Raw genomic sequence first — 24610 nt, 5'->3', positions numbered from 1 at the left:
AGTTTGATCGTAAGTCTGTGATTTATTTTTCTTCCAAAAGTGATTCCCCTTCGGAAAAATCACCCGATGTCCATTTCCATTTTTCATGAAGACGGATCTTGCCATCGGGCAAAATTTCTGGTGTCGAATGGCAGGTTCCCGTCATGATCTCACCCTTCAGATTGACCTGGTGATAACGCATGTCAAGGTTTCCGGTTTTATCCACCAAAGCGATAAGATGACCATAAAGGATCTTATCGCCATGGTAAGTCGATGTAACGATACTGCCCGACTGATGATACAGAAACTCCATTCCCGAATCGACTTCGCCATTTTCTGAATTAGAAACAGCTACAAAAATTTTATTATTGTAATTGATCACAGGTTAAAAAGTTTAATTCTGCTGACTATAATACGGAGGTAATCCACCAAACGTTGCCACAAGGGTCTGTCACCCCACAGCTGCGGCCATAATCCTGATCCGCGGGCTCCATCACACTTGTCGCGCCGGCTTCTAGCGCTTTTTGATAAGTGTCATCAGCATTTGCCACATACAAAAACAGGTTAGCGGGATGGGCGGGCCATTCCGGACGGCTGTCGCAAAACATGATGGTGCTCCCATTGATCCTCAGCTCCGAATGTTTGATCATTTCGGGTTCATTGTCGTGGTAATGCGTCGAAGTAACTTCGGCACCCAGCGCGTTTACCGTGAATGCTTTGAATTTTGTAGCGCCATCCAGCATAAGATAGGGCATTACGGCCTGATGGCCATTGGGGATTTTTACAGTGCTCATTGCTTTTTTGTTTATTGTTTAAGCAAATGTAAATGCAGGTACGAGATCAAAATTGGAAAAATACGACATTCATACATCCCGATATTCGGTGCTCTCTGTCTTACCAGAAAAATATTCCCGGGGATGCTGGCCGGAAAAAGCCCTGAATTCATGAATAAAATGGGATTGATCGTAATAGCCGCAGTCGTACGCGATTTGGGTGAGCGTCTTGCCTCGGTCGCCATAAGCATTCATAGCACCGTGAAAACGGATAATGCGAGTGAATAATTTGGGGCTGAGGCCCGAAAACTCTTTGAATTTTCTCTCGAACTGCCGCGTGGAAAGGAAGCTTTGCGCAGCAAGATCCGGTATACTGGACAGACCGTTACCTTGAATGATCTGGTTAATCACAGAAAAAACAGCTGGTTCCTGCACTTGCGACCGATTGAGACAGGATTTCAAAAATCCTGAAACGATTTCGACCCGTGTCAGGTTGTCGGGAGCGAGCATCATTTTTTCTTCAAGATCGGCGCCGGGTTGACCCAGAAAAGTAATGAGGTCGGGCATTTCGTCACAAACTTCGGCAGCAGGAACTCCAAAAAGCGCCGGAATAGCAAATGGATATAAATAGACACCAAAGATTCCGAAGTTTTCGCCGATTGCAAATCTTCTGAAACGCTTCGTTGGCCCTGAGATGCCCGACGTAAAGGAAAGAACTGTTGTCTGGTCAGCGGCAATTTCGTCGAACCTTCCCTGGTAATGAAAGATTAGCTCGGCGCAGCCGTCGGCCATTGTCCTGTGAAAGTACGGTGATCCGGCTGAAACTTCATTTTCAAGTGCCCAATAGTACCTGACAAAACTGGCAAGGTAAGGTGGGGGATTGAAAGTGAGGTATTTCATTACATGGACGTTTCAGAAAGCCGGAAAAGAAAGGTAACGATGAAATTTATATTTTTGAAATCTCTTTAATACATTTGATCAGATATACGTACAGCAAAAATGCATCGTAATGGACGTTGTTGACATTCGATCTGACGATATCTTAACATAGTCGATTACCAATTACTCTGTTTCTATTATGAAATTAGTGCCCATAGAGAAGCGAAGCGGGCTTACCCGTGAAGAATTTATTGAAAATTATTTGAAGCCAAGTAAGCCTGTTGTTTTTACCGATCTTGCAAAGGACTGGCCTGCAATTGAAAAATGGACTTTTGAGTGGCTCAGGGAAAATCACGGGAGCCTGGATGTCCCGCTGGTCGATAACCACATTCACGACGCCGACAAGTATTTTCAGATAGCCAAGACAATGAAGTTTGGGGACTATCTTACCCTGATAGAAAACGGGCCTACCGATCTTCGTATTTTTCTTTTTGATATTTTCAAAAAAATCCCCGAGTTGGCCAACGATATACGTTTTCCAACGATCATGGACGGCTTCCTGAAATATTATAAATTCGTATTTTTTGGGGGCGAGGGTTCTATCACCAGTTTGCATTATGATATGGATTGCTCCAATGTGTTCTTAACACAATTTCAGACGCGCAAACAGCTCATTTTGTTTTCCCCTGAAGAAAGCCGCAGACTTTATCACCACCCCTTCACGGTGATGAGCAAAGTGGATCCTCTGAACCCCGATTACGAACGTTTTCCGGCACTTAAAGGGGCTGTAGGCCACGAAACCACATTGTACCACGGCGAAACCATTTTCATTCCTTCATTGTGGTGGCATTATATCCGTTATGTGGATGGCGGCTTCAGTCTGGCATTGAGGGCTAATAACTCCATTTTTACCGCAGTACGAGGTGGTATGAACCTGGTACGCCACACGTTTGTGGATAAAAGCATGACCAAGTTGCTTGGTCTTGAATGGCAGCACTGGAAAGAAAAGAAAGCGGTCGAAAACGCGGAATCTGTGCTGAGACAACAAGCATAAGTGAAAGGGCCGTACCGGAATTACCCGTTTGAAAGAACTAATCTATCTTTGAAATGCGTTTACTCAGGTACGGCTTTTTAACTTACTATGGACTTCGAACTCACTTCCAATTACTTACCTACAGGCGATCAGCCAGATGCAATTGACCAATTAGTTCAGGGAATTGAGGCCGGGGAACCTTCCCAAACCCTGCTCGGTGTAACTGGCTCCGGGAAAACTTTTACAGTTGCCAATGTAATTTCCCGCGTTAACAAACCCACACTTGTACTCAGCCACAACAAGACACTAGCCGCACAATTATACGGCGAATTCAAACAGTTTTTCCCCAATAACGCAGTCGAATACTTCATCAGTTACTACGACTATTACCAGCCGGAAGCCTTCATTTCGAGTACCAATACCTACATAGAGAAGGATCTGGCGATTAATCAGGAAATCGAAAAACTCCGGCTGCACACCGTTTCTTCATTGATGAGCGGGAGGCGCGACGTTGTTGTCGTGGCTTCTGTTTCCTGCATATATGGTGCCGGAAACCCGAACGAATACAAGAAAAGCATTGTAAGTGCGAAAGTTGGCGATATCGTTAGTCGTAACCAGTTCTTGTTCAGGCTGGTGGAGATTTTATACAGCAGAACAGAAGTTGAATTCAACAGAGGTACTTTCAGAGTAAAGGGTGATACGGTGGACGTTTTTCCGGGGTATGCTGATTTTGCTTACCGTTTTATTTTTTTCGGGGATGAAATCGAGGAAATCCAGCGTATCGAACCCGAAACAGGTAAGAAAATATCTTCCGACCGGGCCATTGCAATCTTTCCGGCAAACCTGTTCGTGACCGGTCGCGATGTGCTGATGCAATCTATTAAAGAGATCCAGGATGACCTGGCCATGCAGATCAAATACTTCACAAAGGAGGGTAGATTGGCTGAGGCAGAGCGGGTAAAAGAGCGCACGGAGTTTGATATGGAAATGATGCGCGAACTGGGTTATTGTTCCGGGATCGAGAATTATTCCCGTTACTTCGACCGCCGGCTGCCCGGGCAAAGGCCATTTTGCCTGTTGGATTACTTTCCGGATGATTTTCTGATGGTGGTGGATGAAAGTCACGTTACCATGCCGCAGATACGGGCGATGTGGGGTGGCGACCGTTCCCGGAAAGAGCAGCTGGTGGAATATGGATTCCGTCTGCCTTCCGCACTGGATAACCGCCCACTGACATTCCAGGAGTTTGAAGATATGACACCCCAAACCATTTTTGTGAGCGCCACGCCGGCCGATTACGAATTGAGGAAATCCGAGGGGGTCGTTGTGGAGCAAATTATCCGGCCAACAGGATTGCTGGATCCGGAAATTGAAGTGAGGCCAAGTCTGAATCAGATCGATGACCTTTTAGAAGAAATTACGAAGCGAATCAAGATGGGTGACAGGGTGCTGATTACCACCCTAACGAAAAGAATGGCGGAGGAACTGAGCAAATACCTGGATAGGGTGGGTATAAAATGCCGTTATATCCACTCGGAAGTCAAGACCCTGGACCGGGTTGAAATTCTGCGTGAATTGCGGCTTGGTGTTTTTGATGTCCTTGTAGGCGTCAATTTACTGAGAGAAGGATTGGATCTGCCGGAAGTTTCCCTCGTGGCAATCATGGATGCGGACAAGGAAGGATTTTTACGGGATACCCGCTCGATGATCCAGACAATCGGTCGAGCAGCGCGGAATGACCGGGGAAAGGTAATTATGTATGCAGACGTGATCACCGGTTCCATGCAACTGGCAATCGATGAAACAAACCGCCGTCGGAGCATTCAGATTGAATATAACATTGAAAACGGCATTGTCCCCAAAACCATCTTGAAATCCAGGGAGGCGATCATGGAACAGACCTCGGTGGCTGATTCCAAAATTCGGAAAGTATATGTCGAGCCAAGCGAAGTGCGCATTGCCGCTGATCCTGTTGTTCAATATATGGGTAAAAATGATCTTCAGAAGCTCATAGCTGAAACGCAAAGAAAAATGGAAGCTGCCGCGCGGGATCTCGACTTCCTGGAAGCTGCGAGGCTTCGTGACGAGTTGCTACAATTGAAGGATCGAGCAAAGGAGAAGGTTTGAGCCACTAATTTATGTAGTCACTGAATTTCGGTTTGCACGAAAAGTGAAACTACAAATACCGCAGGTTGATCCTTGTTAACCCAATGTGCTATGATTTGGAGAAGGATTTTAAGGGGTCAGAATAAGAATTCATTGTTATGCTGGGTAGCGAACCTTAAGGTGTTGTTTGCAATGACTTTCAGTGAGTAGGATATTTTTTAAGAATTGACCACCAAGTCCCTTTTCTTCATCCCAATCAAAGAGGTTCTGAAAATTCCAATTACGCTGTCTTTGAAATTGGAATGTTATTAAAGACCGACGATTAGCTTTCATATCTTGCCAGGATCTTGACTTGGTTTTTCCTGCTGCGAATGCCTTTTTTATGAAGCAGTAACTCACTGAGCGCAGTTTGTTCGGGCAAGAGGTATTTTATGGAGCCAACTCAGCCTCCAGTAACTCCAATGCCTCGCACCAATTATTAACTCTCTGGTACTTTTGTACATCCACATTGTGGCTGGCCGTGAAAAGGATTGGTTTCCCTTTACAAAAGTCTAGGTTCTTAAGGTGATCGTCAATCAGATAATCTGTGGCAATAACGTGCTTGTTACCACAGAAAACGATATTTTTCCAATGAATGAAAGGAAAATGTTCGGTCAGCCAATCATATTTTTCAGGGAGGGAGTTGGGGAATTCCATTGCAGCGGAAACGATGTACACGTCAAAATGCTCCTGAAGTTTCAATAGCGCTTCCTGTGCTCCGGTTATAACTGGCGCATCTCTGAAAAATCCGGGCTTATAAATCAGGCTTCGCGCCCCCACAGGATCCGGAAAAGCTTCGTCTTCGGGCTTTCCTCTCAGGTCTTCCTTTGAAATTTTTGTGCGAAATTCTGCATTGTATCTGCTGATCCAATTGGTTTCAATGTCGGCGATCACATTATCCATGTCGACTGCAATTGATTTCCTACTCATTTTCCAAGATTTTATAATTTGCAATATTGTGCTCCAAAAATATTCATTATTTGCAATATTTTGCAAATATATTCTTTAAATATCTGTTAATTTTGCAAAAAGCAGATTACTATGTTAAAAGAAGAACGCTTTCAGATCATACTTGAAAGGCTGATGCATGATCAAAAAGTCCATTTAGCAGGACTGAGCAATCTTTTAAATGTCTCAGAAGACACAGTTCGCCGGGATATAAAGGAGTTGGCGGATCAGGGCTTACTTAAATCGGTGCGTGGCGGCGCTGTTCCGCATGCTCCCGGGCCACACCATTTCAGGGACAGGATGTCACATGACCGGGAAAGGAAGCAAATTATTGCAGAAAAGGCGGTAGGATTATTGAAAGAGGGACAGGTCGTGGTTTTTGACGGAGGCACGTCTGCCATGCTTATTGCACAGCTGTTGCCTAAGGATTTACGTCTTACCGTTGTAACCAACAGCTTTCCCATTGCATCGTTGCTTGAAGAGCATGAATATGTAGAAGTGTTGTTTGCCGGAGGGCGTCTTCTCAAAACTTCCTTTGTCACGATAGGCAATGATACCATTCAGTTTTTCAAAAAATTCAGACCGGATGTTTGCTTGCTGGGTATCTGCAGTATTCATCCGGATCTCGGCGTGACCGGGCCAGATTACGATGAAAGTGAAGTAAAACGGGCCATGGTCGATTCGAGCAAAGAGATTGTAGCGCTTGCGACAATGGAAAAGCTGGGAACTGCAGAAGCACACTACGTCTGCCCGACCGAACGGTTATCGATGATCATAACCGATCAGTCGGAAGACAAGGAAGCTTTTGGCATCTACACCAGGATGGGCATACGTATGATTTAACCAGATTTGTTTAAGTAATTTTATTTTTTGTCCGGCTGCTCAGTCTTAAATGAAGTATCATCCATGGTTTTTGTTTCCTGGTTTATTGCGTTTGCAAATCCGAGCATAAATGCCATTGTAAACCTCAGGAGCCATTTTTTTGCACCGACTACTATTTTTCTGATTTCCATTTTTCCATTGAAAAATCATTCCACATTCCCGAAGGGAACCTGGAAAAGACGTGATGAGAAGATTTCAGCCGCCATTGACTGCGGGCTAGTGATACAGAGCAGAAAACTCTGTTCAGGAAGGAGAAATGGAGGAGTATTCGGAAGGCAAGGTCCGGCTTCGGTAATGCTGGCAGCGGACGATATGGGTAATGCAAAAATTAGGGTAATCAATGGGTTTGGGAACAGCTATTTCGAGCGCTGTCGCCAGCAGATTTAGATGTAGATTCTGCAGATTTTTGCTCCTGGAGAAATGGTAACTTGCCCCAATCCCGGATGGGTAGGTGTCAAATAGGCTCTGAGTGCGCGATATTCCACTTGAACCTCCTGCAACCGTTTGCTCTATTCTGTAAAATGGAGAACTGCAGTTTTCTTCAAACAAAGCATTTCCGGTCGACAGAACTACAAGGAACAAATAGCTGAGTATTGCTTTCATCATCTCGGTCCCATTCTGATAGCGCCGTCGAGGCGAATGACTTCGCCGTTCAGCATTGGGTTTTCAACAATAGATCTGGCCAGCATTGCATATTCCGACGGACGACCGAGACGGGAAGGAAATGGAATTTGTTGTCCAAGCGAAATACGTGCTTCTTCGGGCAAACCAAGCATTAAAGGTGTTTCAAACAAGCCCGGCGCAATAGCCATGACACGGATACCTGATTTTGCCAGGTCCCGTGCAACTGGCAGCGTCATACTCACAATACCTCCCTTACTTGCCGCATAAGCAACCTGGCCCATCTGCCCATCATAAGCTGCAACGGAGGCAGTATTGATAATTACGCCGCGTTCGCCATCTTCATTGGGCTGGTTTTTCTCCATTGCAAATGCGGCAAGCCGCATTACATTAAACGTGCCTATCAGATTGGTACGGATCGTTTTTTCGAAAACCTCGAATGAATGCGGTCCGTAGCGGCCATCAACCTTGCCGACAATTTTCCCTACAGGCGCAATACCTGCGCAATTCACAACAATTTGGAATGAACCAAATATCGCCAGGGCCGTACTAATCGCTGTTTGGACGTCGGCTTCGCTGGAAACGTCGGTTTTTATGAATTTAAGCTTGCCAGGATATGTGCTTCCCAGTTTTTCCCCGGCAGCTTCGTTGAGGTCGAGCGCGACCACATTTGCACCTTGCTCTAAAAACAAACGGGCGGTGGCTTCCCCTAATCCGGAAGCACCGCCTGTTATAATTGCTGTGGCATTTTTTAGCTGCATTGTTTACTTTTCCTAAACAAATGTTCGGTAACAAGATGTTTTTTAATATTTCTATCGATTGGCGAGACTACTACATGCTTTTGAAATATATCTCGTTTTCCGGCACTTGCAAATTGGGACTGGGTCTTTTCTTCATTAAGAATGAATAGGTTTCCTAATTCTTATGATTAAACCACCTCGATCTTCACCTTCAATAGAAACTCGTCCATTTCAATTTCTTTGGCTTCGCCATTCAGGTCGCCTACCAAGCTCAGGTCCAGTGCCTGGACTTCCTGGCAGATGTAATCTTTATTGGCTGTTACGGCATTGGCGAGCAGGCTGTCGTTGTTCTGCAAGATGATCCGGATCTTGTCGGTTACTTCAAATCCGCTGTCTTTTCTCAAATTTTGGACACGATTAACAAAGTCCCTGGCGATACCTTCCAGTCTTAATTCGTCTGAAACGGTGATGTCCAATGCAACAGTTAAACCGCCTTCACTGGCTACCAGCCATCCAGGAACATCTTCAGCGATGATCTCGACATCGCTGATTGCAATGTCGATAGGAGCGGTGGAAGTTAGCAGACTAATTCTCCCGTTCTTCTCGATTTCTTTGATTTCAGCTTCGCTCATAGCGGAAATAGCCGCCGCCACAGCCTTCATTTGCGGTCCGAATTTGGGACCCAGGGTTTTGAAGTTAGGCTTGATTTTCTTTTTAAGGATACCGCTATCGTCGTGGACAAACTCGACCGTCTTGACATTCACCTCTGTCAGAATGATAGAAGTTACCTGCTCGATTTGCTGTTTTGTCTTATCGCTCAAAACAGGTATCAATATTTTCGACAAAGGCTGGCGAACTTTGAGCCTGTGGCTTTTCCGGATCGAGTGTACCAATGAACTGATCGTTTGGGCCAGTTCCATTGATTGTTCCAGGTCCAAGTCTACCACTTCGTTTTCGATTTTCGGCCAGTAGGTAAGGTGTACCGACTCATACCGATAGCCTGTGTTATTCACAATAGATGCTTCCCGGTCGCCGTCTGTCAGGCTTTTGTAGAGCCATTCTGCAAAAAAAGGCGCAATTGGGGACATAAGCTGGGAAACAGTTACAAGGCAATGCTGTAATGTTTCGTAAGCTGCTTTTTTATCTTCAGTCAGTCCTGATCCTGCCCCCTGCGACGGGTTCCAGAAACGACGACGGTTCAGACGGATATACCAGTTAGACAATTGATCGGTCACGAAATCCTGGACCAGGCGACCGGCTTTCGTCGGGTTATAGTCATCAAATTGCTCACCGACTTCTTTTACCAGCGTATTCAGTTTTGATAAGATCCACCGGTCCAGTTCGGTACGTTGCTCGACTGGAACGGAATTGGTCTCGTGAAATTCATATCCGTCCAGATTGGCATATAAGGCAAAGAAATTATAGGTATTCACGAGTGTACCAAAGAACTTGCGCTGAACTTCGCCAATTCCATCTATATTAAATTTCAGGTTATCCCAGGGCTCGGCATTGGTGATCATGTACCAGCGCGTCGCGTCGGGGCCATATTCCGATATTGTTTTGAAAGGATCCACAGCATTTCCGAGCCTCTTGGACATCTTGTTGCCGTTTTTGTCCAAAACCAAGCCTGTCGACACGACATTTTTAAATGCTACCGAGTCAAACAGCATTCCGGCGATCGCATGGAGCGTGAAGAACCAGCCGCGGGTTTGGTCTACACCTTCCGAGATAAAGTCGGCTGGGTAGCTCTGGTTGAATATATCTTGATTCTCAAAGGGGTAATGCCACTGCGCGTACGGCATTGCCCCGGAATCGAACCAGACATCGATCAGATCCGGTTCCCGGTGCATAACATTGCCCCTTTTAGAAACAAGCACGATGTCGTCTACATAAGGTCGGTGCAAATCGAAGTCACCATGCTGCAGTTTCAAAAGATAGTCCGAATTTTTGGCAGCCTGTTCTTTTGTCAGGTGCTCTGAGATGATGGCTTCTTCCAATAAATCTTTCAATTCTTCAATAGAACCCACACATACTTCATCGCCGTGATCGTTGCGCCAGATTGGAAGTGGCGTTCCCCAATAGCGCGAACGTGATAAATTCCAGTCAACCAGGTTTTCGAGCCAGTTGCCAAAACGCCCGGTTCCCGTACTTTCAGGTTTCCAGTTGATTGTTTTGTTCAATTCAACCAATCTGTCTTTTAATGCAGTTGTTCTGATAAACCAGCTATCAAGCGGATAATATAAAACGGGCTTGTCCGTGCGCCAGCAGTGTGGGTAAGGGTGTTCGTATTTTTCGACTTTAAATGCTTTCCCTTCTTCTTTCAGCCTGATCGCGATCAACACATCGGTCGCCCTGAATTCCGGGTCGTTTTGCTCTTCTTCGGAATAATACTCAGGTTTTACAAAACGGCCGGCATAATCGGTTATTTCTTTCACAAAACGTCCCCGGCGATCTACAATCGGTACTTCTTTGCCGTTCTCATCTTTGACCATGATGGCCGGGATATCATTGGCCTGCGCAACCCGGAAGTCGTCCGCGCCAAAAGTTGGCGAGGTATGGACAACACCGGTACCGTCTTCGGTTGTGACAAAATCGCCCAGAATAACCCGGAAAGCAGGCTTATCAGGCTGCACATACGGAAGTAACTGCTCGTATTTGACCCCTTCCAGGTCTTTTCCCTTAAACTCGGACAATATCGACCAGGGAAGCAGCTTTTTATCACTGGCTGCAAATCCCTCGAAATCACCGTCCAGACCTTTTTCAGAAAAATACTTTCCAAGCAGGTCTTTCGCCAGCACTACCGCAACCGGCTCATAAGTGTAGGGGTTGAAGGTTTTTACCAATACATAATTGATATGGGCGCCCACTGTTAAGGCAGAGTTTGCCGGAAGCGTCCAGGGAGTTGTGGTCCATGCCAATATCCGGATATCCAGATTTGCAAACGCTCCAAATACCGGGGAAGTCTGTGCGCCGGTCACTTTGAACATGGCCACGATGGTGGTATCCTTCACGTCCTTGTACGTCCCCGGCATGTTCAATTCATGAGACGAAAGCCCGGTTCCGGCGGCGGGGGAATAAGGCTGTATAGTATATCCCTTATATAGCAACCCTTTGTCGTACAGCTTTTTAAGCAGGTTCCAAAGGCTTTCGATGTACTCGCTTTTATAGGTGATATAGGGGTCTTCGAGATCGACCCAATAGCCCATTTTTTCGGTCAGGTCATTCCACTGGTCCGTGAATTTCATGACCGTCTGGCGACATCTCTCGTTATATTCTGCTACCGAAATGGTTTTTCCGATATCGTCTTTTGTAATACCAAGCTCTTTTTCAACCTGCAACTCTACGGGCAGGCCATGCGTATCCCAGCCGCCTTTACGTTTTACCTGAAAACCCTGCAGTGTTTTGTAACGGCAAAAAATATCTTTGATCGAACGCGCCATAACGTGGTGAATCCCGGGCGTTCCATTTGCCGAAGGGGGGCCTTCAAAAAACGTAAATGTCGGGGCTCCCTCGCGGGTGTCGACCGAAGCTTCGAAAATCTTTTGATCTTTCCAGAATTGCAGGACTTCGTCCCCGATTTGCGGGTAACTCAGGTTTTTATATTCGTTATATTTCATAGAAGCTGGTAGCTATTAGCGGCTGGCTGTTAGCTTGTCATGTAAATCGCATTATTTTTTATAACCCTTTCAGGTTTTTAAAGGTGCGAAATTACAGTTTTTTTTTCCTAAACGGGATGGGTGACTTTAAATGAATATGTAGCATATTGTAGCCTAAATTGACCAGTCAGGTCCGAAAACAATCTCAACACAAAAATCGAATGGAACAGTATAAACGACTTTTGCTGGCAAATAAAACCTGGGCTCAGGAGCAGCTCAATCTCGATGAAGACTATTTTACCAATCTTTCAAAAGACCAGAAACCGGATTTTCTTTGGATTGGCTGCTCCGATAGCCGGGTACCCGCCGAAGACCTTACCGGATCCCTCCCCGGCGAAATGTTTGTTCACCGCAATGTTGCCAACCTTGTGGTCCACACCGACATGAATATGCTGAGTGTATTGCAGTACGCGGTGGAGGTGCTGAAAGTGAAACACATCCTGGTAGTAGGTCACTATCAATGCGGGGGGGTAAGGGCTTCTATGACCCACAGTGACCTCGGACTGATCAACAAGTGGCTTCGCAATATCAAGGATGTTTACGACAAACATTCGATCGAGCTGGAAGCTATTGAAGATGAAAAGCAACGTTTCGATCGCCTGGTGGAATTAAATGTGGTAGAACAGGTAAATCACCTGTCGGAAACAACCATCGTTCAGAAAGCCTGGCACAGAGGAGAGGAATTATCACTGCACGGCTGGGTTTTTGGCTTGCACGACGGGATTATCAAAACCATTGTTCATATGCCGCCTGGTACGGAGGTAAAGGGGATTTACAGGTATGATTTTGATTAGATGAATGAAATTTACCATTTCCAAGACCAGTAGCTTTGGTTTTTAAGAAATTATTTAGGCTTGAAATGCCACTAAGTTATATCTTAGCATTTTGATTAAGTCTAAATAAGAAGAAAGGCGCAAAGTTGATGAAAAAACTGATCGGAAAGATTCATCTTTACCTGGGGCTTGGTTCGGGTATGATCGTATTTGTTATATCGATTACCGGATGCATACTGGCATTTGAGCAGGAAATCAAAAGTTTTACCCAGCCTTATCTGTTTTCCGATCAACCCGCAACAGGAAAGTTATTGCCGCCATCCGCCCTAGCGGCGATCGCGGAGAAGGAACTGCCAGGGAAAAAGGCAAATGGCGTGTTATACGACGTTCCCGGAAAAAATGCCCAGGTCGGGTTCTACAATGCTGACCCTGAATTTTACTATGTTGTATATCTTAATCCATACAACGGAAAGGTGGCCAAAGTATGGGACGAGGACGAGGACTTTTTTCATTTCATCCTGCATGGGCATTATTATCTCTGGCTTCCCGAAAACATCGGCCAGCCAGTGGTAGCTTCTGCAACGCTGGTCTTTTTTATAATGATGGTAAGCGGACTGGTATTGTGGTGGCCCAAGAATAAGTCGGCCGCTACACAAAGGTTCTCAATTAAATGGAGTGCTGCCTGGCGTCGTAAAAACTACGACCTGCACAATGTGCTGGGATTTTATGCGATGTCAATCGGTATCATCTTGTCGCTAACAGGCCTTGTATGGGGGTTTCAATGGTTTTCACAAGGGTTATATAAGGTTACCGGTGGAGAGGGCTCAGACCAATACTATAATCCGACTTCGGACACAACGATCGTTTCTGGCGTTGCGAAGCCCATGCAGGCGGTGGACCGCGCCTGGTATACTCTGCAGAAGGAATATCCCAGATACTCGAGCCTTAACATCTCTTTTCCGCAATTGAGGTCCGAGTCCATTTATTCCTATGTGAATTTTCTGGAAGGAACGTATTATCAAGTAGACTACAATTATTTTGATCAATACTCATTAAAAAAGATTGACGCTAAAGGCCCTTATACCGGGAAATACATTGAAGCCAACTTTGCTCAAAAGCTCCGCCGGATGAACTATGATATGCATACAGGGGCAATTCTTGGACTTCCCGGAAAAATGCTGATGTTTTTTGCAAGCCTCATTTGTGCCAGTTTGCCGGTGACCGGAACGATCATCTGGTGGGGACGCGGAAAGAAATCCTCTAAAAAAGTGAAGAAGGGCCTCAAAAGTAGGAAGCCTGATTTGATCGGACGATGATCGCTATTCTTTCTGAAAAACTTTCACATAATCAATTTCAAATCTCGCAGGGAATTCGGTTTGCGACGGGTCGCCGCCGTTATCACCGCCAATGGCCAGCGTCAAAAGCATGTAATGAGGCTGGTTGAAAGGAGCAATGCCCTTGTTTTTGAGGTTCATCTCCGCATGGATATCCTGCGAGGTCAGCAGTGTATCATCCACATATAACCTGACCGATTTTTCGTCCCAGTCCATGCGCCAGATATGGAATTTTTTTGGCCATTCCGGATCATTGAATTTGGCCAGCGGTGTTTTTGCCGAATTCCAGACAGGCTTATATTGTTCATTTGATCCCCAAGCGAGATTCGCCAGGAGCGTGCCCCGATAGAATTCCATGATATCGATTTCACCGTTATCGGGCCATTCGCCCTTATTCCCAAGAGACCAGAAGGCGGGCCACATGCCAAGCCTGGTGTCGATCCGTGCTTTCATTTCCCATCTTCCATACTGCCAGCTATGCTTTCCCCTGGTAATCAGGCTTGCAGACGTATATTTAGCGAATTCCCTGTTTTCCTTCCAATTGTTGCTGCCAGCTACATAATTTGGGTTTTTAACCCGCTCTTTTCGCGCTTCTATGATGAGGTAACCGTCTTTGCAAAAAGCATTTTCCGCCTGGAACCATTGGGCTTCATGGTTTCTGGTAAAACCCTTTTCAGGCGCCCAATTGGCAGGGTCAGGAGGGCCGTCCGTATTGAATTCATCGGCCCATACCAGTTTCCATTGTGCTTTGCAGGGCGCTAGTTTAGATAAGAAAAAAGCGGAAAGGAGTAATATTTTGAAAGTAGATGACATTGCGCGGTCAGTAAGGCTTCAAAAGGCGCCAGGTAATTCATCTCAGAAAAGCGGGCGGCCCGTACAATCTACCTGACAAATGGAAACGGGTTCTGCCGGGATCATTTTTAATAAGCCTCGTGAATTTTATTTAACATTCTTTTACCCTTTTTTTGCGAAAGGGCGCTTCGGAAGCTAGAGGCCAAATACTGACAGCTAATAGCTACACATATGAGTAAAATATTCGAGACAGCAAGAAAAGCAGGATTGGACGGCTTTATGTTTGCATTGCTTGGCATGATTGTCCTGGCCTGGCTCTGGCCTGCTCCGGGAATGAAGGAAAGCCCGTTGCATCTTTCTGAAGTTTCAAGTTATGCGGTTTCGATCATCTTCTTTTTTTACGGGCTCCGGCTCAGCCCGGAAAAGTTAAAGGCCGGTTTGGGAAACTGGAAGTTGCACCTGATGGTGCATTTGTCAACATTTCTGTTATTTCCATTGGTTGCGCTGGCATTTAAGCCGCTGTTCGGATCTTCAGAAGGTCAAACCATGTGGCTTGCGATATTTTTCCTGACAGCTTTGCCGTCAACAGTTTCTTCCTCCGTCGTGATGGTCTCCATTGCCAGGGGCAACATCCCCGCTGCCATCTTCAATGCAAGCATATCCAGCCTGATCGGTGTTTTTGTTACGCCTCTCTGGATGGGCCTGGTGATGGATGCAGGTCCGGAACATTTCGACTTGCTTTCAGTAGTCGGAAAGTTGTCTTTGCAAGTACTATTACCAGTATTTGCCGGTATTTTTCTGAATAAACGCTGGGGCCATTTTGCCGAGCGCCACAAAAAGTACATCCGTTATTTCGACCAATCATCGATCCTCCTGATTGTTTACACTTCTTTCTGTGAATCTTTCGGGGAGCATTTGTTTAGTTCACTGGGAATAAAAGAAATTGTACTTTTAGGAATAGGAATGCTGGCGCTGTTCTTTGCGATTTATTTTTTGCTCACATTCATTGGCGATCTGCTGAACTTTACCCGGGAGGACCGGATTACAGCCGTTTTTTGTGGGTCAAAAAAGTCTTTGGTCCAGGGTGCGGTGATGTCAAAAGTACTTTTCACAGGCCCGCAGGCTGGTATCATGCTGCTCCCGATTATGCTTTATCATGCTTTGCAGCTTATTGCAGCCAGTATGATCGCCCAGCGAATGGCACGGGAAGCGAATGGAGACGCGTCGGTTTAATACTAAAATAAAATTATGCGGTGGATATCATGGTTGGTGCGATTGCTGGTGCTGATACTTTTGCTTTCAGGGATCCAGTCTTTGTGGGGTAGTTTTCGCTCAGGCAACTGGCTGCCGGACTGGGTCAGCGGGAAGGATAAGACCGAGACCATGCACACATTGGTTTTGCAGGAAATCAGTTCGATGGGAAAGCTGGAACTGGTGAAGTACAATTTTAAAGATGTGGTGGAGCAGGAGATCGTGAAAATATGGCTACCCAATGCAAAAGCGGTCCTGATCGTGCAGGGAGAGGCGATCGGCTGTGTAGACTTAACTCAGCTCGAAATAGCAGATATTACTTCGGACGAAGAAACTTTGGTCGTCAATCTTCCGGAACCTGAGCTGTGTGTTTTTAAAATAGATCACAGTAAGTCAAAGGTTTACAATACCGAATATGCTTTTACCGACGAAGGTAAGCTGGTGCAGGAAGCTTATAAACAAGCCGAAAAGCAGATCCAGAAATCGGCATTGGATATGGGTATCCTGGAACAGACCAAAGAAAATGCAAGGAAGATACTGACCCCGGTCCTTGAAAAGGCGTCAGGCAAAAAAGTAGTATTGAAATTCCCGCTGAACGCAAAAATTGACAAGTTACGCTGACATATAACGCTATATAATTTCCCTTTTCGATGAGTAAAAAAGGATTTCTGACACAACAAGAGCTGACAAACAGGATAGGAGAGGGTACGATAGAAACCGTAGTAGTTGCTTTTACTGACCACTATGGCAGGTTAATGGGCAAGCGCGTGGATGCTGATTATTTTCTGGATTCGGTTCTGCTGTCCGGTACCCATGGCTGCAATTATCTGTTAACCACTGATATGGCGATGGATCCCGTGCCCGGATATCAATATGCGAACTGGGAATTGGGTTACGGTGATTTTCACCTCGTTCCTGACCTGCAGACTTTACGCGTTGCAGATTGGCTCGAAAATACTGCAATTGTGATTTGTGATGTTCACAATGAAAAATCACACGCATTAGAATCCATAGCGCCAAGGTCGGTCCTGCGGAAACAGCTGGAAGTACTTTCCGGCGACGGTATGGAATGCTTTGCCGCTTCCGAGCTGGAATATTACTTGCTGGAAAACAGCTATAAGCAGGCCTTTCAACAGAACTATCAAAATCTCACCCCGGCAGGTTATTATCTGGAAGACTATCATATTCTGCAAGGCACACGGAATGAAAAATTCACTTCTGCGGTACGGCGGCATCTGAAAAATTCAGGCATCCAGGTCGAAACTTCCAAGGGCGAGTGGGGGCTTGGGCAGCACGAGCTGAATGTGAAGTACGCTGATGTACTTTCGATGTCCGATAACCATGTGATTTACAAGCAATGCATGAAGGAAGTCGCAGATGCAATGGGTGTTTCGGTTACTTTCATGGCGAAATTCGCTTCCGACCAGGCTGGCTCCAGTAGTCATATCCATATGAGTTTATGGAAAGATGGCAAAAACGCATTTGCCGGCGACCAGGAACTCGGACCGGTAAAGGGCTCAGATTTGTTCCGATGGTTTTTAGGAGGATGGATCAGGCATGTACCGGATGTTATGCCATTTTACGCGCCGACGATTAATTCATATAAACGATTTGTGGATGGTTCGTGGGCACCCACCCGTTTGGCGTGGAGCTACGATAACCGTACCGCAGGATTTCGTGTAGTAGGTAGTGGTGCAAGTTTGCGGATCGAATGCAGGATACCGGGAGCCGATTGTAATCCTTACCTGGCATTTGCGGCTTCACTGGCATCTGGTTTGGACGGGATCAAAAATAAAATCGAGCCGCCGGAATGTTTTGTCGGGGATATTTATGCAGCCGCGCATTTACCGCGGGTCCCTTATACACTCGCAGAGGCTGTAGCCCTTTTTGAAGGCAGTGAGTTTGCAAAAAATGCCTTCGGGCCCGAGGTTGTCGAACATTATACCCATTTTTTCAGGAGCGAACAACGCGCATACGATACATCGGTAACGGATTGGGAGAGGAAGCGCTATTTCGAGCAGATATAGTATTGTTTCTACTAATACGGCCTGGCCAACAGAAAGACAGAAGATATTTTTGGCCGCGGAGCGGCTCCCTGTTTCTAGTAACAAGGTAGCATAGAAGTTACCATGGCCCCTGCAGGGCCTCCGGTTGACGAATTCATAAGACACACACTTAATTGTGAAAATGATGGCAAATACCTATTCTCAAATTTATTTACAATTTGTTTTTAGTGTGAAAAGCAGGCAGAGCCTGATATCAAAAGATCATAAAGAGGAGCTGCATAAATACATAACCGGATTAGTACAGCATAGAAATGCAAAGATGCTGGCGGTCCATTGCATGCCTGACCATGTACATATTTTTGTAGGATTAAAACCAACTTTATCCATTTCTGATTTTATCAAAGAAATTAAAATCGAATGCAATGAATTCATAAACGCAAAGAAATGGACAAGGTATAAATTTGCATGGCAGGAGGGATACGGTGTTTTCTCATACTCACATTCTCATATCGATGCAGTCGTCAAGTACATTTAAAATCAGGAAGAACATCATAAAAAGCGAACATTCAGGGAAGAGGATCTCGATTTTTTGAAAAAGTTTGAAATAACATTTGAAGAAAAATATTTATTCGATTTCATTGATGAAAAACAGGATGCTCCTAAGGGGCATGACCAATTATCAACATGAATGCTTTCTACAAACAGGAAGCTCCTCCGGAGCAAACTCCCGCAGATGATGAAAGTATTGGCTGATAAGTCGCAGAGCGGATCCCTGTTTCTAGCATGGAAGCGCGAACAATTTTTAAATCCCCTGCGGGGCCACTTATGTAATTCAAACAAAAAATAACTCAATTACTAAAATCATATAATCTGTTAACAATCAAATCAATGCGTTTAGAAAATAAGGTAGCCCTCATTACAGGAGGCAGCGGTGGCATCGGCCGGGAAACTGCCCTTTTGTTCTCAAAAGAAGGAGCAAGGGTCGTCGTGACCGATGTCAATGAAGCGGCTGGACAGGAAACCGCTAATGAAATTGTCAGGAATGGAGGCGAGGCGCTTTTTCTCCGCTCCGACGTATCCAAAGCGGCCGATTGCGAAGGTGCTGTGAAATTTACGGAAGAGAAATACGGTAAGCTGAATATCATTTTCAACAACGCCGGGATCATGCATAGCGACGATGACAATGCGATGACCACCGAAGAATCCATTTGGGATTTGACAATGAATATCAACGCGAAGGGTGTTTTTCTGGGTTGCAAATACGGAATTCCTGCATTGCAAAGGGCCGGCGGCGGATCGATCATTAACACCGCATCGTTTGTGGCGATCCTTGGCGCGGCGACTCCGCAGGTTGCCTATACGGCCAGCAAGGGCGCGGTGCTGGCACTTACCCGGGAATTGGCGATTATTCACGCCCGTGAAAACATCCGCGTCAATGCGTTGTGCCCTGGCCCATTACGTACTGAATTGTTGATGAAGTTTTTAAATACAGAAGAAAAGAAGCAGAGAAGACTGGTACACATTCCAATGGGACGCTTCGGCGAAGCCAAAGAAATGGCCTATGCTGCTCTTTTCCTTGCTTCCGACGAATCGTCGTTCGTAACCGGTACCGATTTTCTGGTCGACGGTGGGATCACTTCTGCATATGTCACACCGCTTTAAAAGTCATGGTTAAGGGTTAAAAGGTGAACGGTTAAGGGATTCGATTAAAATATGGCCCTTAATCTTGTCACTCTTTGCGGTTCGTCCTTAACTTTTTTAAAGCCAAATCTTTTATCTTTTTTAAGATGCCAATTCAAAAAACTATAAGCCCGATCGATGGCTCTGTGTACGTAGAGCGTGAGCTGGCGGATTCGGATGCTGTTGAAAAAGCATTAACCAACGCGATTGAGGCTCAAAAGGAATGGAGAAAAACGTCTCTTATCGAGCGGGGAGCCATTTGCCGTAAAGCGGTTGAATATTTTCTTACTAACGCAGACGAAATTGGCCTGGAACTGACCTGGCAAATGGGGCGCCCGATCCGCTATACAGCCAACGAAATCAGAAAAGGGTTTCAGGAACGCGCCAATTATATGATTTCGGTCGCAGGGAAGGCACTTGCGGATGTTGAGGTTGAGGAAATTTCGGGTTTTAAAAGATTTATTCGTCGAGACCCATTAGGCGTTGTGTTTGTGGTCGCTCCATGGAATTATCCTTACCTGACTTCTGTGAACTCGGTTATTCCGGCCATCATGGCGGGTAACGCGGTGGTTTTGAAGCATGCACAGCAGACACCGCTTTGCGCCGAAAGATATGCCGCTGCATTTGAATACGCCGGCCTGCCAACAGGGGTTTTTCAATATTTACATTTGAGCCATGAACAGGTAGCACAGGTAATTGGGGACGAACGCGTCGATTATGTTGCGTTTACGGGTTCTGTTGAAGGTGGACATGCCGTTCAGAAGGCAATCAATGAGCGGTTCATTATTGGCGGGCTGGAACTGGGCGGAAAAGATCCTGCCTATGTTCGCGCAGATGCCAATCTGGCCGATGCGGTGGAAAATCTGGTTGACGGTTCTTTCTTCAATTCGGGCCAGTCGTGCTGTGGTATCGAACGCATTTATGTGCATAGGGATATCTATGAGCAATTTGTCAATGATTTTGCCGAATTGACAAAAACGTACACATTGGGCGATCCTTTAAATATGGATACTACATTGGGGCCAATGGTTCGCACATCGGCGGCCGGGTTCGCTCAAAAGCAAATCGATGAAGCGATCGCGCAAGGTGCTACTGCTTTAATTGATACTGATCTATTCCCTGCGCATCAAAGCGGTACGCCCTATCTGGCACCGCAGGTGTTGGTCAACGTAAACCATTCCATGGAAGTGATGAAGGAAGAAACTTTCGCGCCGGTTGTAGGAATTATGCCGGTAAACAGCGACGAGGAAGCGATCCAGTTAATGAATGATAGCCAGTATGGGTTAACAGCCTCGATCTGGACCAAAGATATCGATGCGGCCATCAAAATAGGTGAGCAGGTCGAAACCGGAACGTGGTTTATGAACCGCTGCGATTACCTGGACCCTGCATTGGCCTGGACAGGTGTAAAAAATTCGGGCAGGGGTTGCACACTTTCAACGGTGGGGTACGAAGCATTGACCCGCCCGAAATCGTTCCATTTGAAAATCAACGCCTAAGCCGCTTATGAAAGTCGGATTGCTCGAGTGCGACCATGTGCGGGAAGAGCTGCTGCATATTGACGGGGATTATCGACAGATGTTCCCGTCGTTATTCGCAGGCGTAGCACCAGAATGGGACTTTGTTTTTTATGACGTCTGCAACGGACAGTTTCCCTCTTCTGCCAGCGAGTGTGACGTTTACATTTGCACGGGTTCCCGCTTTTCTGTTTATGACGAACTCGACTGGATCGTTCGTCTGAAGCAACTGGTAAGAGAGATTTACAATTCCGGCCAAATGTACCTGGGCGTATGTTTTGGGCACCAGATGCTGGCCGAGGCCTTGGGTGGGAAAGTACAGAAGTCTGAAAAGGGATGGTGTGTTGGTGTGCATACTTTCGACATGGTGGAGAATGAAGATTGGATGACCCCATCCATGCCATCGCTGAACCTGTTGATGATGTGCCAGGATCAGGTGGCCGTACTGCCGGCCGAAAGTACCGTATTGGCAACTGAGCCCGACTGCCCCGTTGCTATGTTCAGGGTCGGTACGAATATGCTTGGTATTCAGGCACATCCAGAATTCTCGAAATCGTACGACCGGGCATTGATGGAATTGAGGGTTGAGCGGATCGGACAGCAGAAAGTAGATGAAGGCGTCAAAAGCCTGCAGCTACCCATATACGGGACTATTATGGCGCGGTGGATGAAGAACTTTGCGGGCGTTATGAAGAACTGATTTGTATTCTTAATTTTACTTTTCCTTATTCAACGAATCAGTACCCCCAATGAGTGACAGCAACATGGCATCCGGCCGACAAATCCTCAGCTCCCATCAGACTGGCCAGAAAATACGCAGAATTGCCTTTGAAATATACGAGCAGAATTTTGAAGAAACCGGGATCATCATTGCCGGGATAGCAGGAGAGGGTTATGCGTTTGCAAAAAGGTTAAGCGCCGAACTCCTGGATATTTCTCCACTGGATGTTCAACTCGTGGAGCTGATGTTTGATAAACATATTCATTATCAGAGCCCTATCCTTTTTGACAGAGAGGTAGATGTTGAAAATCAGGTAGTCATTGTTGCCGATGATGTATTGAATACGGGCCGTACCCTGGCATTTGCATTAGAGCCTTTCCTCAAAGTACGTATGAAGAAAGTTCAGGTCGCTGTGGTGGTAGACCGCGGGCATCATCTGTTCCCTGTGCATGCGGATTATGTGGGGTATTCCTTGAGCACCACACTTACCGAGCATGTGGAAGTAGTCCTGAGCAATGCGGACGAAGAGGGCGTTTATCTCAAGTAATATGAATTTATTGTGAAATTGCAGCCTGGCATCAAGGCGCAGCTGAGATCTCTATAATAACACTGGTCCTTCTGGCGCTGACGGCGGGGTTAAAACCGACGGTCATCAGAAATTCACCTGAATAAACCTGGTCCTCCCTGATGCCGGTTTTCGTTTCGGGATATAAATTCAACTCTTTCACCTTGTATTTTTTCGCAGGATCAAGACCTTGCAATCTGAAAGGCGTATCAGATCCGTCCCCATTACGGTTTCCGGTCAGATATGAAAACAGGATTGCCCTGTCTTTATTTTTGGTAGAGAACAACAGAGAAGCAAAGCTGTTTTCTCTTGGATCGACAAGCCGGTAAAGATCGCCATGCCACACGACATCCTTAATTGAATGATAGGTCGCAACTGCCTGCTGGCTGAATTGAAGGTCTTTTTCATTCAAATGGCTTATTACAATATCATAACCCAGTTTTCCCATCATTGCAACGTCGGTACGGTATTTCAAAGGTTGCTTACCCCAATCGGTCACGTGCGCACTGTGCGTGATCGCGGGATAGAAGTAGGAATATTCCCATTGCATAAAAATGCGTTCGAGCGGATCGGTATTGTCGCTGGGCCAGAATTCGGTAAAATATTTCAACGCTTCATAATCCACGCGACCGCCTCCGCCTGAGCAGAGCATCATTGGGACTTTCGGATATTTCGCTCTTAATTTTTCTAACACTTTATACAGCCCTCTCACATAATCCACGTAAAGCTGCGATTGCTTTTGCTTGCTCTTTTCCAGATAGGCGGAATGCGCGTTAAATGTGATTGCATTACAATCCCATTTGATATAGGCGATCTCGGGGTTTTCTGTGAAAAGCTTATCCAGGATGCCGTAAACAAAATTTTGAACCTCGGGATTGGACAAATCCAACGGCAGCTGATTACGCATATAATGTTCCGGCCTCTGCGGTTGCCTGATCACCCAATCGGGATGTTTTTCGTATAATTCGCTTTTTGGGTTCACCATTTCCGGTTCTACCCAAATACCAAATTTGATGCCTGCATTCTTGGCCTCCTTTACCAGGAAACCAATGCCGTGCGGTAGCTTCTTCACATTTTCCTGCCAGTCGCCCAGCCCGGCGCGATCGTTATTTCTTGGGTATTTGTTGGCAAACCACCCGTCGTCCAACAGAAAAAGGTCCACACCCAGTTTTTTCCCGTCTTTAAAAAGCTCCGAGAGTTTTTCTTCGTTAAAATCGAAATAAGTGGCTTCCCAATTGTTTAGCAGGGTCAGGCGCTCGCCTTCGCCGTCCAGTACCCTGTACTTCCGTGCCCAGTTGTGCAGGTTGCGGCTGGCAACTCCTTTTCCGTTTTCCGAAAATGTGTAAATGAACGAAGGGGTCTTGAATTCCTGATTCGAAGCCAAAGGGTACTCAGAAGCATAGTTGTTAATCCCGGCGATGAGGCGCAGGTTATGATAGGAATCTACTTCAAAATCCATTCTGAAATTCCCGGACCAGGCCAATGTTCCCAATAAGACCTTCCCCTCCGTTTCAGTTGCGGGTTTGTCGAAAGAGAGCATGAAACTCGGAGGCTGGAAGAGATTAGCGCGGGTACCTAGCTTAGAGTCCAATACCCTGATCCCCGCTGTCAGCTGCTCCTGCTCGGGATTCATTTCCTTTGCCCATGTGCCATTATAATGAGTCAGAAAATAATCCTTTGCAATGAAATACAGGTTGGCGCTGGCGTATTTCTGCAAAGTAACCTCGCCTTTTTCGGCACTTTTGATCACGCTCCACTGCTCGGTAACGTCTTCATTGAAGTAGATTTTGTAATTCAATGTTACTTCTACAGCGTAAACCGGGTCTTTCAGTACAATGCTGGTGAGCGAAACGTTATCGTCTTCTCTGGAAGTTTTATGGCTTACGTAAATGAGATCCAGCGACTTATTACCGTCCTGATGGGTGAGCTGCAAAGCTGGTTCCGACACATTCCAGGAACCGGCGGGCGTGTAGGCGGAGTTATAAATTCCAGCATTGCCATCACGCTGCCTGCTTTGAGACGGTACCAGTTGGTACTCCGACAATGATCCGAGTTTTTTGCCGAAATAGGTGATTCCAAGATGATTTTCCCGGTCCGTTTGCAGGACTAATGCATGGTGGAGTGTCTCAATGGGGATCGTAACGCCGTTTTGAGCCTGCAGAACATGATTCATCATCATCAGGATTGTCAAAACAAAAGGAATACGGAAGGCAGAATTCATTGAGCAGAGAAGATAAGGATGTGGTCAGAAAATGAAAAAGGACCGGAAATACCGGTTGTTACTTAGTATTCCTGATCCTTTTATCGGTAAAAAC

At 46.0% G+C, this 24610-nt stretch carries 22 protein-coding genes and 1 pseudogene; 13 read left to right on the top strand and 10 right to left on the bottom strand.

All coding sequences use genetic code 11. The annotated features are described in order from the left end of the window. Nucleotides 1-22 precede the first annotated feature (22 nt). The 3 genes from AC1XUF_RS12305 to AC1XUF_RS12295 all read right to left on the bottom strand — a co-directional run bounded on the left by AC1XUF_RS12305 (nucleotide 23) and on the right by AC1XUF_RS12295 (nucleotide 1652). Nucleotides 23-361, bottom strand: a complete 339-nt coding sequence (locus tag AC1XUF_RS12305; RefSeq protein WP_483342099.1) for an avidin-fold protein — start codon at nucleotides 359-361, stop codon at nucleotides 23-25. Between the two features lie 25 nt (nucleotides 362-386). After that, nucleotides 387-773, bottom strand: coding sequence for a VOC family protein (locus AC1XUF_RS12300; protein ID WP_483342098.1), 387 nt, complete (start codon nucleotides 771-773; stop codon nucleotides 387-389). A 69-nt stretch (nucleotides 774-842) separates the two neighbouring features. Further along, complete coding sequence (locus AC1XUF_RS12295) at nucleotides 843-1652, bottom strand: DUF6597 domain-containing transcriptional factor (protein WP_483342097.1); 810 nt, start codon at nucleotides 1650-1652, stop codon at nucleotides 843-845. Nucleotides 1653-1830: 178 nt separating this feature from the next. Here AC1XUF_RS12295 and AC1XUF_RS12290 point away from each other — a divergent pair, with 178 nt between their 5' ends. Both AC1XUF_RS12290 and uvrB read left to right on the top strand, forming a co-directional pair. After that, nucleotides 1831-2685, top strand: a complete 855-nt coding sequence (locus AC1XUF_RS12290; protein WP_483342096.1) for a cupin-like domain-containing protein — start codon at nucleotides 1831-1833, stop codon at nucleotides 2683-2685. Between the two features lie 87 nt (nucleotides 2686-2772). After that, nucleotides 2773-4791, top strand: a complete 2019-nt coding sequence (gene uvrB / locus AC1XUF_RS12285; RefSeq protein WP_483342095.1) for an excinuclease ABC subunit UvrB — start codon at nucleotides 2773-2775, stop codon at nucleotides 4789-4791. A 408-nt stretch (nucleotides 4792-5199) separates the two neighbouring features. Here the strand turns inward: uvrB and AC1XUF_RS12280 are convergent, their stop codons facing one another. After that, nucleotides 5200-5739: a 5' nucleotidase, NT5C type gene (locus AC1XUF_RS12280; RefSeq protein WP_483342094.1), complete on the bottom strand. Its 540-nt coding sequence runs from the start codon at nucleotides 5737-5739 to the stop codon at nucleotides 5200-5202. A 111-nt stretch (nucleotides 5740-5850) separates the two neighbouring features. Between AC1XUF_RS12280 and AC1XUF_RS12275 the strand changes: the two genes are divergently transcribed. Continuing rightward, entirely contained in the window at nucleotides 5851-6600 is a 750-nt protein-coding gene (locus tag AC1XUF_RS12275) for a DeoR/GlpR family DNA-binding transcription regulator (protein WP_483342093.1), read from the top strand. A 20-nt stretch (nucleotides 6601-6620) separates the two neighbouring features. Here the strand turns inward: AC1XUF_RS12275 and AC1XUF_RS12270 are convergent, their stop codons facing one another. The 4 genes from AC1XUF_RS12270 to ileS all read right to left on the bottom strand — a co-directional run bounded on the left by AC1XUF_RS12270 (nucleotide 6621) and on the right by ileS (nucleotide 11617). Further along, nucleotides 6621-6770 carry a hypothetical protein gene (locus AC1XUF_RS12270; protein ID WP_483342092.1) on the bottom strand — a complete coding sequence of 50 codons (150 nt, stop codon included), beginning with the start codon at nucleotides 6768-6770 and terminating at the stop codon, nucleotides 6621-6623. 112 nt (nucleotides 6771-6882) lie between these two features. Then, complete coding sequence (locus tag AC1XUF_RS12265) at nucleotides 6883-7245, bottom strand: hypothetical protein (RefSeq protein ID WP_483342091.1); 363 nt, start codon at nucleotides 7243-7245, stop codon at nucleotides 6883-6885. Next, nucleotides 7242-8021 carry a 3-hydroxyacyl-CoA dehydrogenase gene (locus tag AC1XUF_RS12260; protein WP_483342090.1) on the bottom strand — a complete coding sequence of 260 codons (780 nt, stop codon included), beginning with the start codon at nucleotides 8019-8021 and terminating at the stop codon, nucleotides 7242-7244. The genes AC1XUF_RS12265 and AC1XUF_RS12260 overlap by 4 nt, the downstream gene beginning before the upstream one ends. Nucleotides 8022-8188: 167 nt before the next feature. Further along, complete coding sequence (ileS, locus tag AC1XUF_RS12255) at nucleotides 8189-11617, bottom strand: isoleucine--tRNA ligase (protein ID WP_483342089.1); 3429 nt, start codon at nucleotides 11615-11617, stop codon at nucleotides 8189-8191. Nucleotides 11618-11817: 200 nt separating this feature from the next. Here ileS and can point away from each other — a divergent pair, with 200 nt between their 5' ends. Continuing rightward, complete coding sequence (gene can, locus AC1XUF_RS12250; protein ID WP_483342088.1) at nucleotides 11818-12450, top strand: carbonate dehydratase; 633 nt, start codon at nucleotides 11818-11820, stop codon at nucleotides 12448-12450. Nucleotides 12451-12578: 128 nt separating this feature from the next. Next, entirely contained in the window at nucleotides 12579-13745 is a 1167-nt protein-coding gene (locus AC1XUF_RS12245) for a PepSY-associated TM helix domain-containing protein (RefSeq protein WP_483342087.1), read from the top strand. 3 nt (nucleotides 13746-13748) lie between these two features. Here AC1XUF_RS12245 and AC1XUF_RS12240 read toward each other — a convergent pair whose 3' ends face one another. Next, the gene (locus AC1XUF_RS12240; protein WP_483342086.1) at nucleotides 13749-14576 is read right to left on the bottom strand and encodes a glycoside hydrolase family 16 protein; all 828 of its coding nucleotides are present in this window, start codon (nucleotides 14574-14576) and stop codon (nucleotides 13749-13751) included. Between the two features lie 210 nt (nucleotides 14577-14786). Between AC1XUF_RS12240 and AC1XUF_RS12235 the strand changes: the two genes are divergently transcribed. The 8 genes and pseudogenes from AC1XUF_RS12235 to AC1XUF_RS12200 all read left to right on the top strand — a co-directional run bounded on the left by AC1XUF_RS12235 (nucleotide 14787) and on the right by AC1XUF_RS12200 (nucleotide 22277). Beyond that, nucleotides 14787-15788, top strand: coding sequence for a bile acid:sodium symporter family protein (locus AC1XUF_RS12235; RefSeq protein ID WP_483342085.1), 1002 nt, complete (start codon nucleotides 14787-14789; stop codon nucleotides 15786-15788). 15 nt (nucleotides 15789-15803) lie between these two features. Next, nucleotides 15804-16427: a DUF4230 domain-containing protein gene (locus tag AC1XUF_RS12230; RefSeq protein WP_483342084.1), complete on the top strand. Its 624-nt coding sequence runs from the start codon at nucleotides 15804-15806 to the stop codon at nucleotides 16425-16427. Nucleotides 16428-16456: 29 nt separating this feature from the next. Continuing rightward, on the top strand, nucleotides 16457-17833 hold the full coding sequence (locus AC1XUF_RS12225; RefSeq protein ID WP_483342083.1) for a glutamine synthetase family protein: 1377 nt from the start codon (nucleotides 16457-16459) through the stop codon (nucleotides 17831-17833). A gap of 163 nt (nucleotides 17834-17996) precedes the next feature. Further along, nucleotides 17997-18500, top strand: a pseudogene (gene tnpA, locus AC1XUF_RS12220) (IS200/IS605 family transposase). A 200-nt stretch (nucleotides 18501-18700) separates the two neighbouring features. Then, on the top strand, nucleotides 18701-19474 hold the full coding sequence (locus AC1XUF_RS12215) for a glucose 1-dehydrogenase (protein WP_483342082.1): 774 nt from the start codon (nucleotides 18701-18703) through the stop codon (nucleotides 19472-19474). 125 nt (nucleotides 19475-19599) lie between these two features. Further along, a complete protein-coding gene (locus AC1XUF_RS12210) occupies nucleotides 19600-20991 on the top strand; it encodes an aldehyde dehydrogenase family protein (RefSeq protein WP_483342081.1) in 1392 nt (463 codons plus the stop codon). Nucleotides 20992-20998: 7 nt separating this feature from the next. Continuing rightward, the gene (locus AC1XUF_RS12205; protein WP_483342080.1) at nucleotides 20999-21709 is read left to right on the top strand and encodes a glutamine amidotransferase-related protein; all 711 of its coding nucleotides are present in this window, start codon (nucleotides 20999-21001) and stop codon (nucleotides 21707-21709) included. A gap of 49 nt (nucleotides 21710-21758) precedes the next feature. Then, the gene (locus AC1XUF_RS12200; protein WP_483342079.1) at nucleotides 21759-22277 is read left to right on the top strand and encodes a phosphoribosyltransferase family protein; all 519 of its coding nucleotides are present in this window, start codon (nucleotides 21759-21761) and stop codon (nucleotides 22275-22277) included. Between the two features lie 31 nt (nucleotides 22278-22308). Here AC1XUF_RS12200 and AC1XUF_RS12195 read toward each other — a convergent pair whose 3' ends face one another. Further along, the gene (locus tag AC1XUF_RS12195; protein ID WP_483342078.1) at nucleotides 22309-24516 is read right to left on the bottom strand and encodes an alpha-galactosidase; all 2208 of its coding nucleotides are present in this window, start codon (nucleotides 24514-24516) and stop codon (nucleotides 22309-22311) included. Nucleotides 24517-24610: the final 94 nt, after the last annotated feature.

The sequence above is a fragment of the Dyadobacter sp. HNCC25DJ185 genome (genome assembly GCF_056895195.1).
This window is presented reverse-complemented; position numbering and strand designations above follow the sequence as displayed.

Excerpts from the sequence above, each read along its gene's own strand:
- AC1XUF_RS12260 (WP_483342090.1), bottom strand. The coding sequence starts at position 8,021 with ATGCAGCTAAAAAATGCCACAGCAATTATAACAGGCGGTGCTTCCGGA.
- AC1XUF_RS12290 (WP_483342096.1), top strand. The coding sequence starts at position 1,831 with ATGAAATTAGTGCCCATAGAGAAGCGAAGCGGGCTTACCCGTGAAGAA.
- AC1XUF_RS12210 (WP_483342081.1), top strand. The coding sequence starts at position 19,600 with ATGCCAATTCAAAAAACTATAAGCCCGATCGATGGCTCTGTGTACGTA.
- AC1XUF_RS12225 (WP_483342083.1), top strand. The coding sequence starts at position 16,457 with ATGAGTAAAAAAGGATTTCTGACACAACAAGAGCTGACAAACAGGATA.
- ileS (WP_483342089.1), bottom strand. The coding sequence starts at position 11,617 with ATGAAATATAACGAATATAAAAACCTGAGTTACCCGCAAATCGGGGAC.
- AC1XUF_RS12240 (WP_483342086.1), bottom strand. The coding sequence starts at position 14,576 with ATGTCATCTACTTTCAAAATATTACTCCTTTCCGCTTTTTTCTTATCT.
- AC1XUF_RS12215 (WP_483342082.1), top strand. The coding sequence starts at position 18,701 with ATGCGTTTAGAAAATAAGGTAGCCCTCATTACAGGAGGCAGCGGTGGC.
- AC1XUF_RS12265 (WP_483342091.1), bottom strand. The coding sequence starts at position 7,245 with ATGATGAAAGCAATACTCAGCTATTTGTTCCTTGTAGTTCTGTCGACC.
- AC1XUF_RS12200 (WP_483342079.1), top strand. The coding sequence starts at position 21,759 with ATGAGTGACAGCAACATGGCATCCGGCCGACAAATCCTCAGCTCCCAT.
- AC1XUF_RS12295 (WP_483342097.1), bottom strand. The coding sequence starts at position 1,652 with ATGAAATACCTCACTTTCAATCCCCCACCTTACCTTGCCAGTTTTGTC.
- AC1XUF_RS12235 (WP_483342085.1), top strand. The coding sequence starts at position 14,787 with ATGAGTAAAATATTCGAGACAGCAAGAAAAGCAGGATTGGACGGCTTT.
- AC1XUF_RS12195 (WP_483342078.1), bottom strand. The coding sequence starts at position 24,516 with ATGAATTCTGCCTTCCGTATTCCTTTTGTTTTGACAATCCTGATGATG.
- AC1XUF_RS12245 (WP_483342087.1), top strand. The coding sequence starts at position 12,579 with ATGAAAAAACTGATCGGAAAGATTCATCTTTACCTGGGGCTTGGTTCG.
- AC1XUF_RS12300 (WP_483342098.1), bottom strand. The coding sequence starts at position 773 with ATGAGCACTGTAAAAATCCCCAATGGCCATCAGGCCGTAATGCCCTAT.
- AC1XUF_RS12280 (WP_483342094.1), bottom strand. The coding sequence starts at position 5,739 with ATGAGTAGGAAATCAATTGCAGTCGACATGGATAATGTGATCGCCGAC.
- AC1XUF_RS12270 (WP_483342092.1), bottom strand. The coding sequence starts at position 6,770 with ATGGAAATCAGAAAAATAGTAGTCGGTGCAAAAAAATGGCTCCTGAGG.
- AC1XUF_RS12230 (WP_483342084.1), top strand. The coding sequence starts at position 15,804 with ATGCGGTGGATATCATGGTTGGTGCGATTGCTGGTGCTGATACTTTTG.
- AC1XUF_RS12205 (WP_483342080.1), top strand. The coding sequence starts at position 20,999 with ATGAAAGTCGGATTGCTCGAGTGCGACCATGTGCGGGAAGAGCTGCTG.
- uvrB (WP_483342095.1), top strand. The coding sequence starts at position 2,773 with ATGGACTTCGAACTCACTTCCAATTACTTACCTACAGGCGATCAGCCA.
- AC1XUF_RS12275 (WP_483342093.1), top strand. The coding sequence starts at position 5,851 with ATGTTAAAAGAAGAACGCTTTCAGATCATACTTGAAAGGCTGATGCAT.
- can (WP_483342088.1), top strand. The coding sequence starts at position 11,818 with ATGGAACAGTATAAACGACTTTTGCTGGCAAATAAAACCTGGGCTCAG.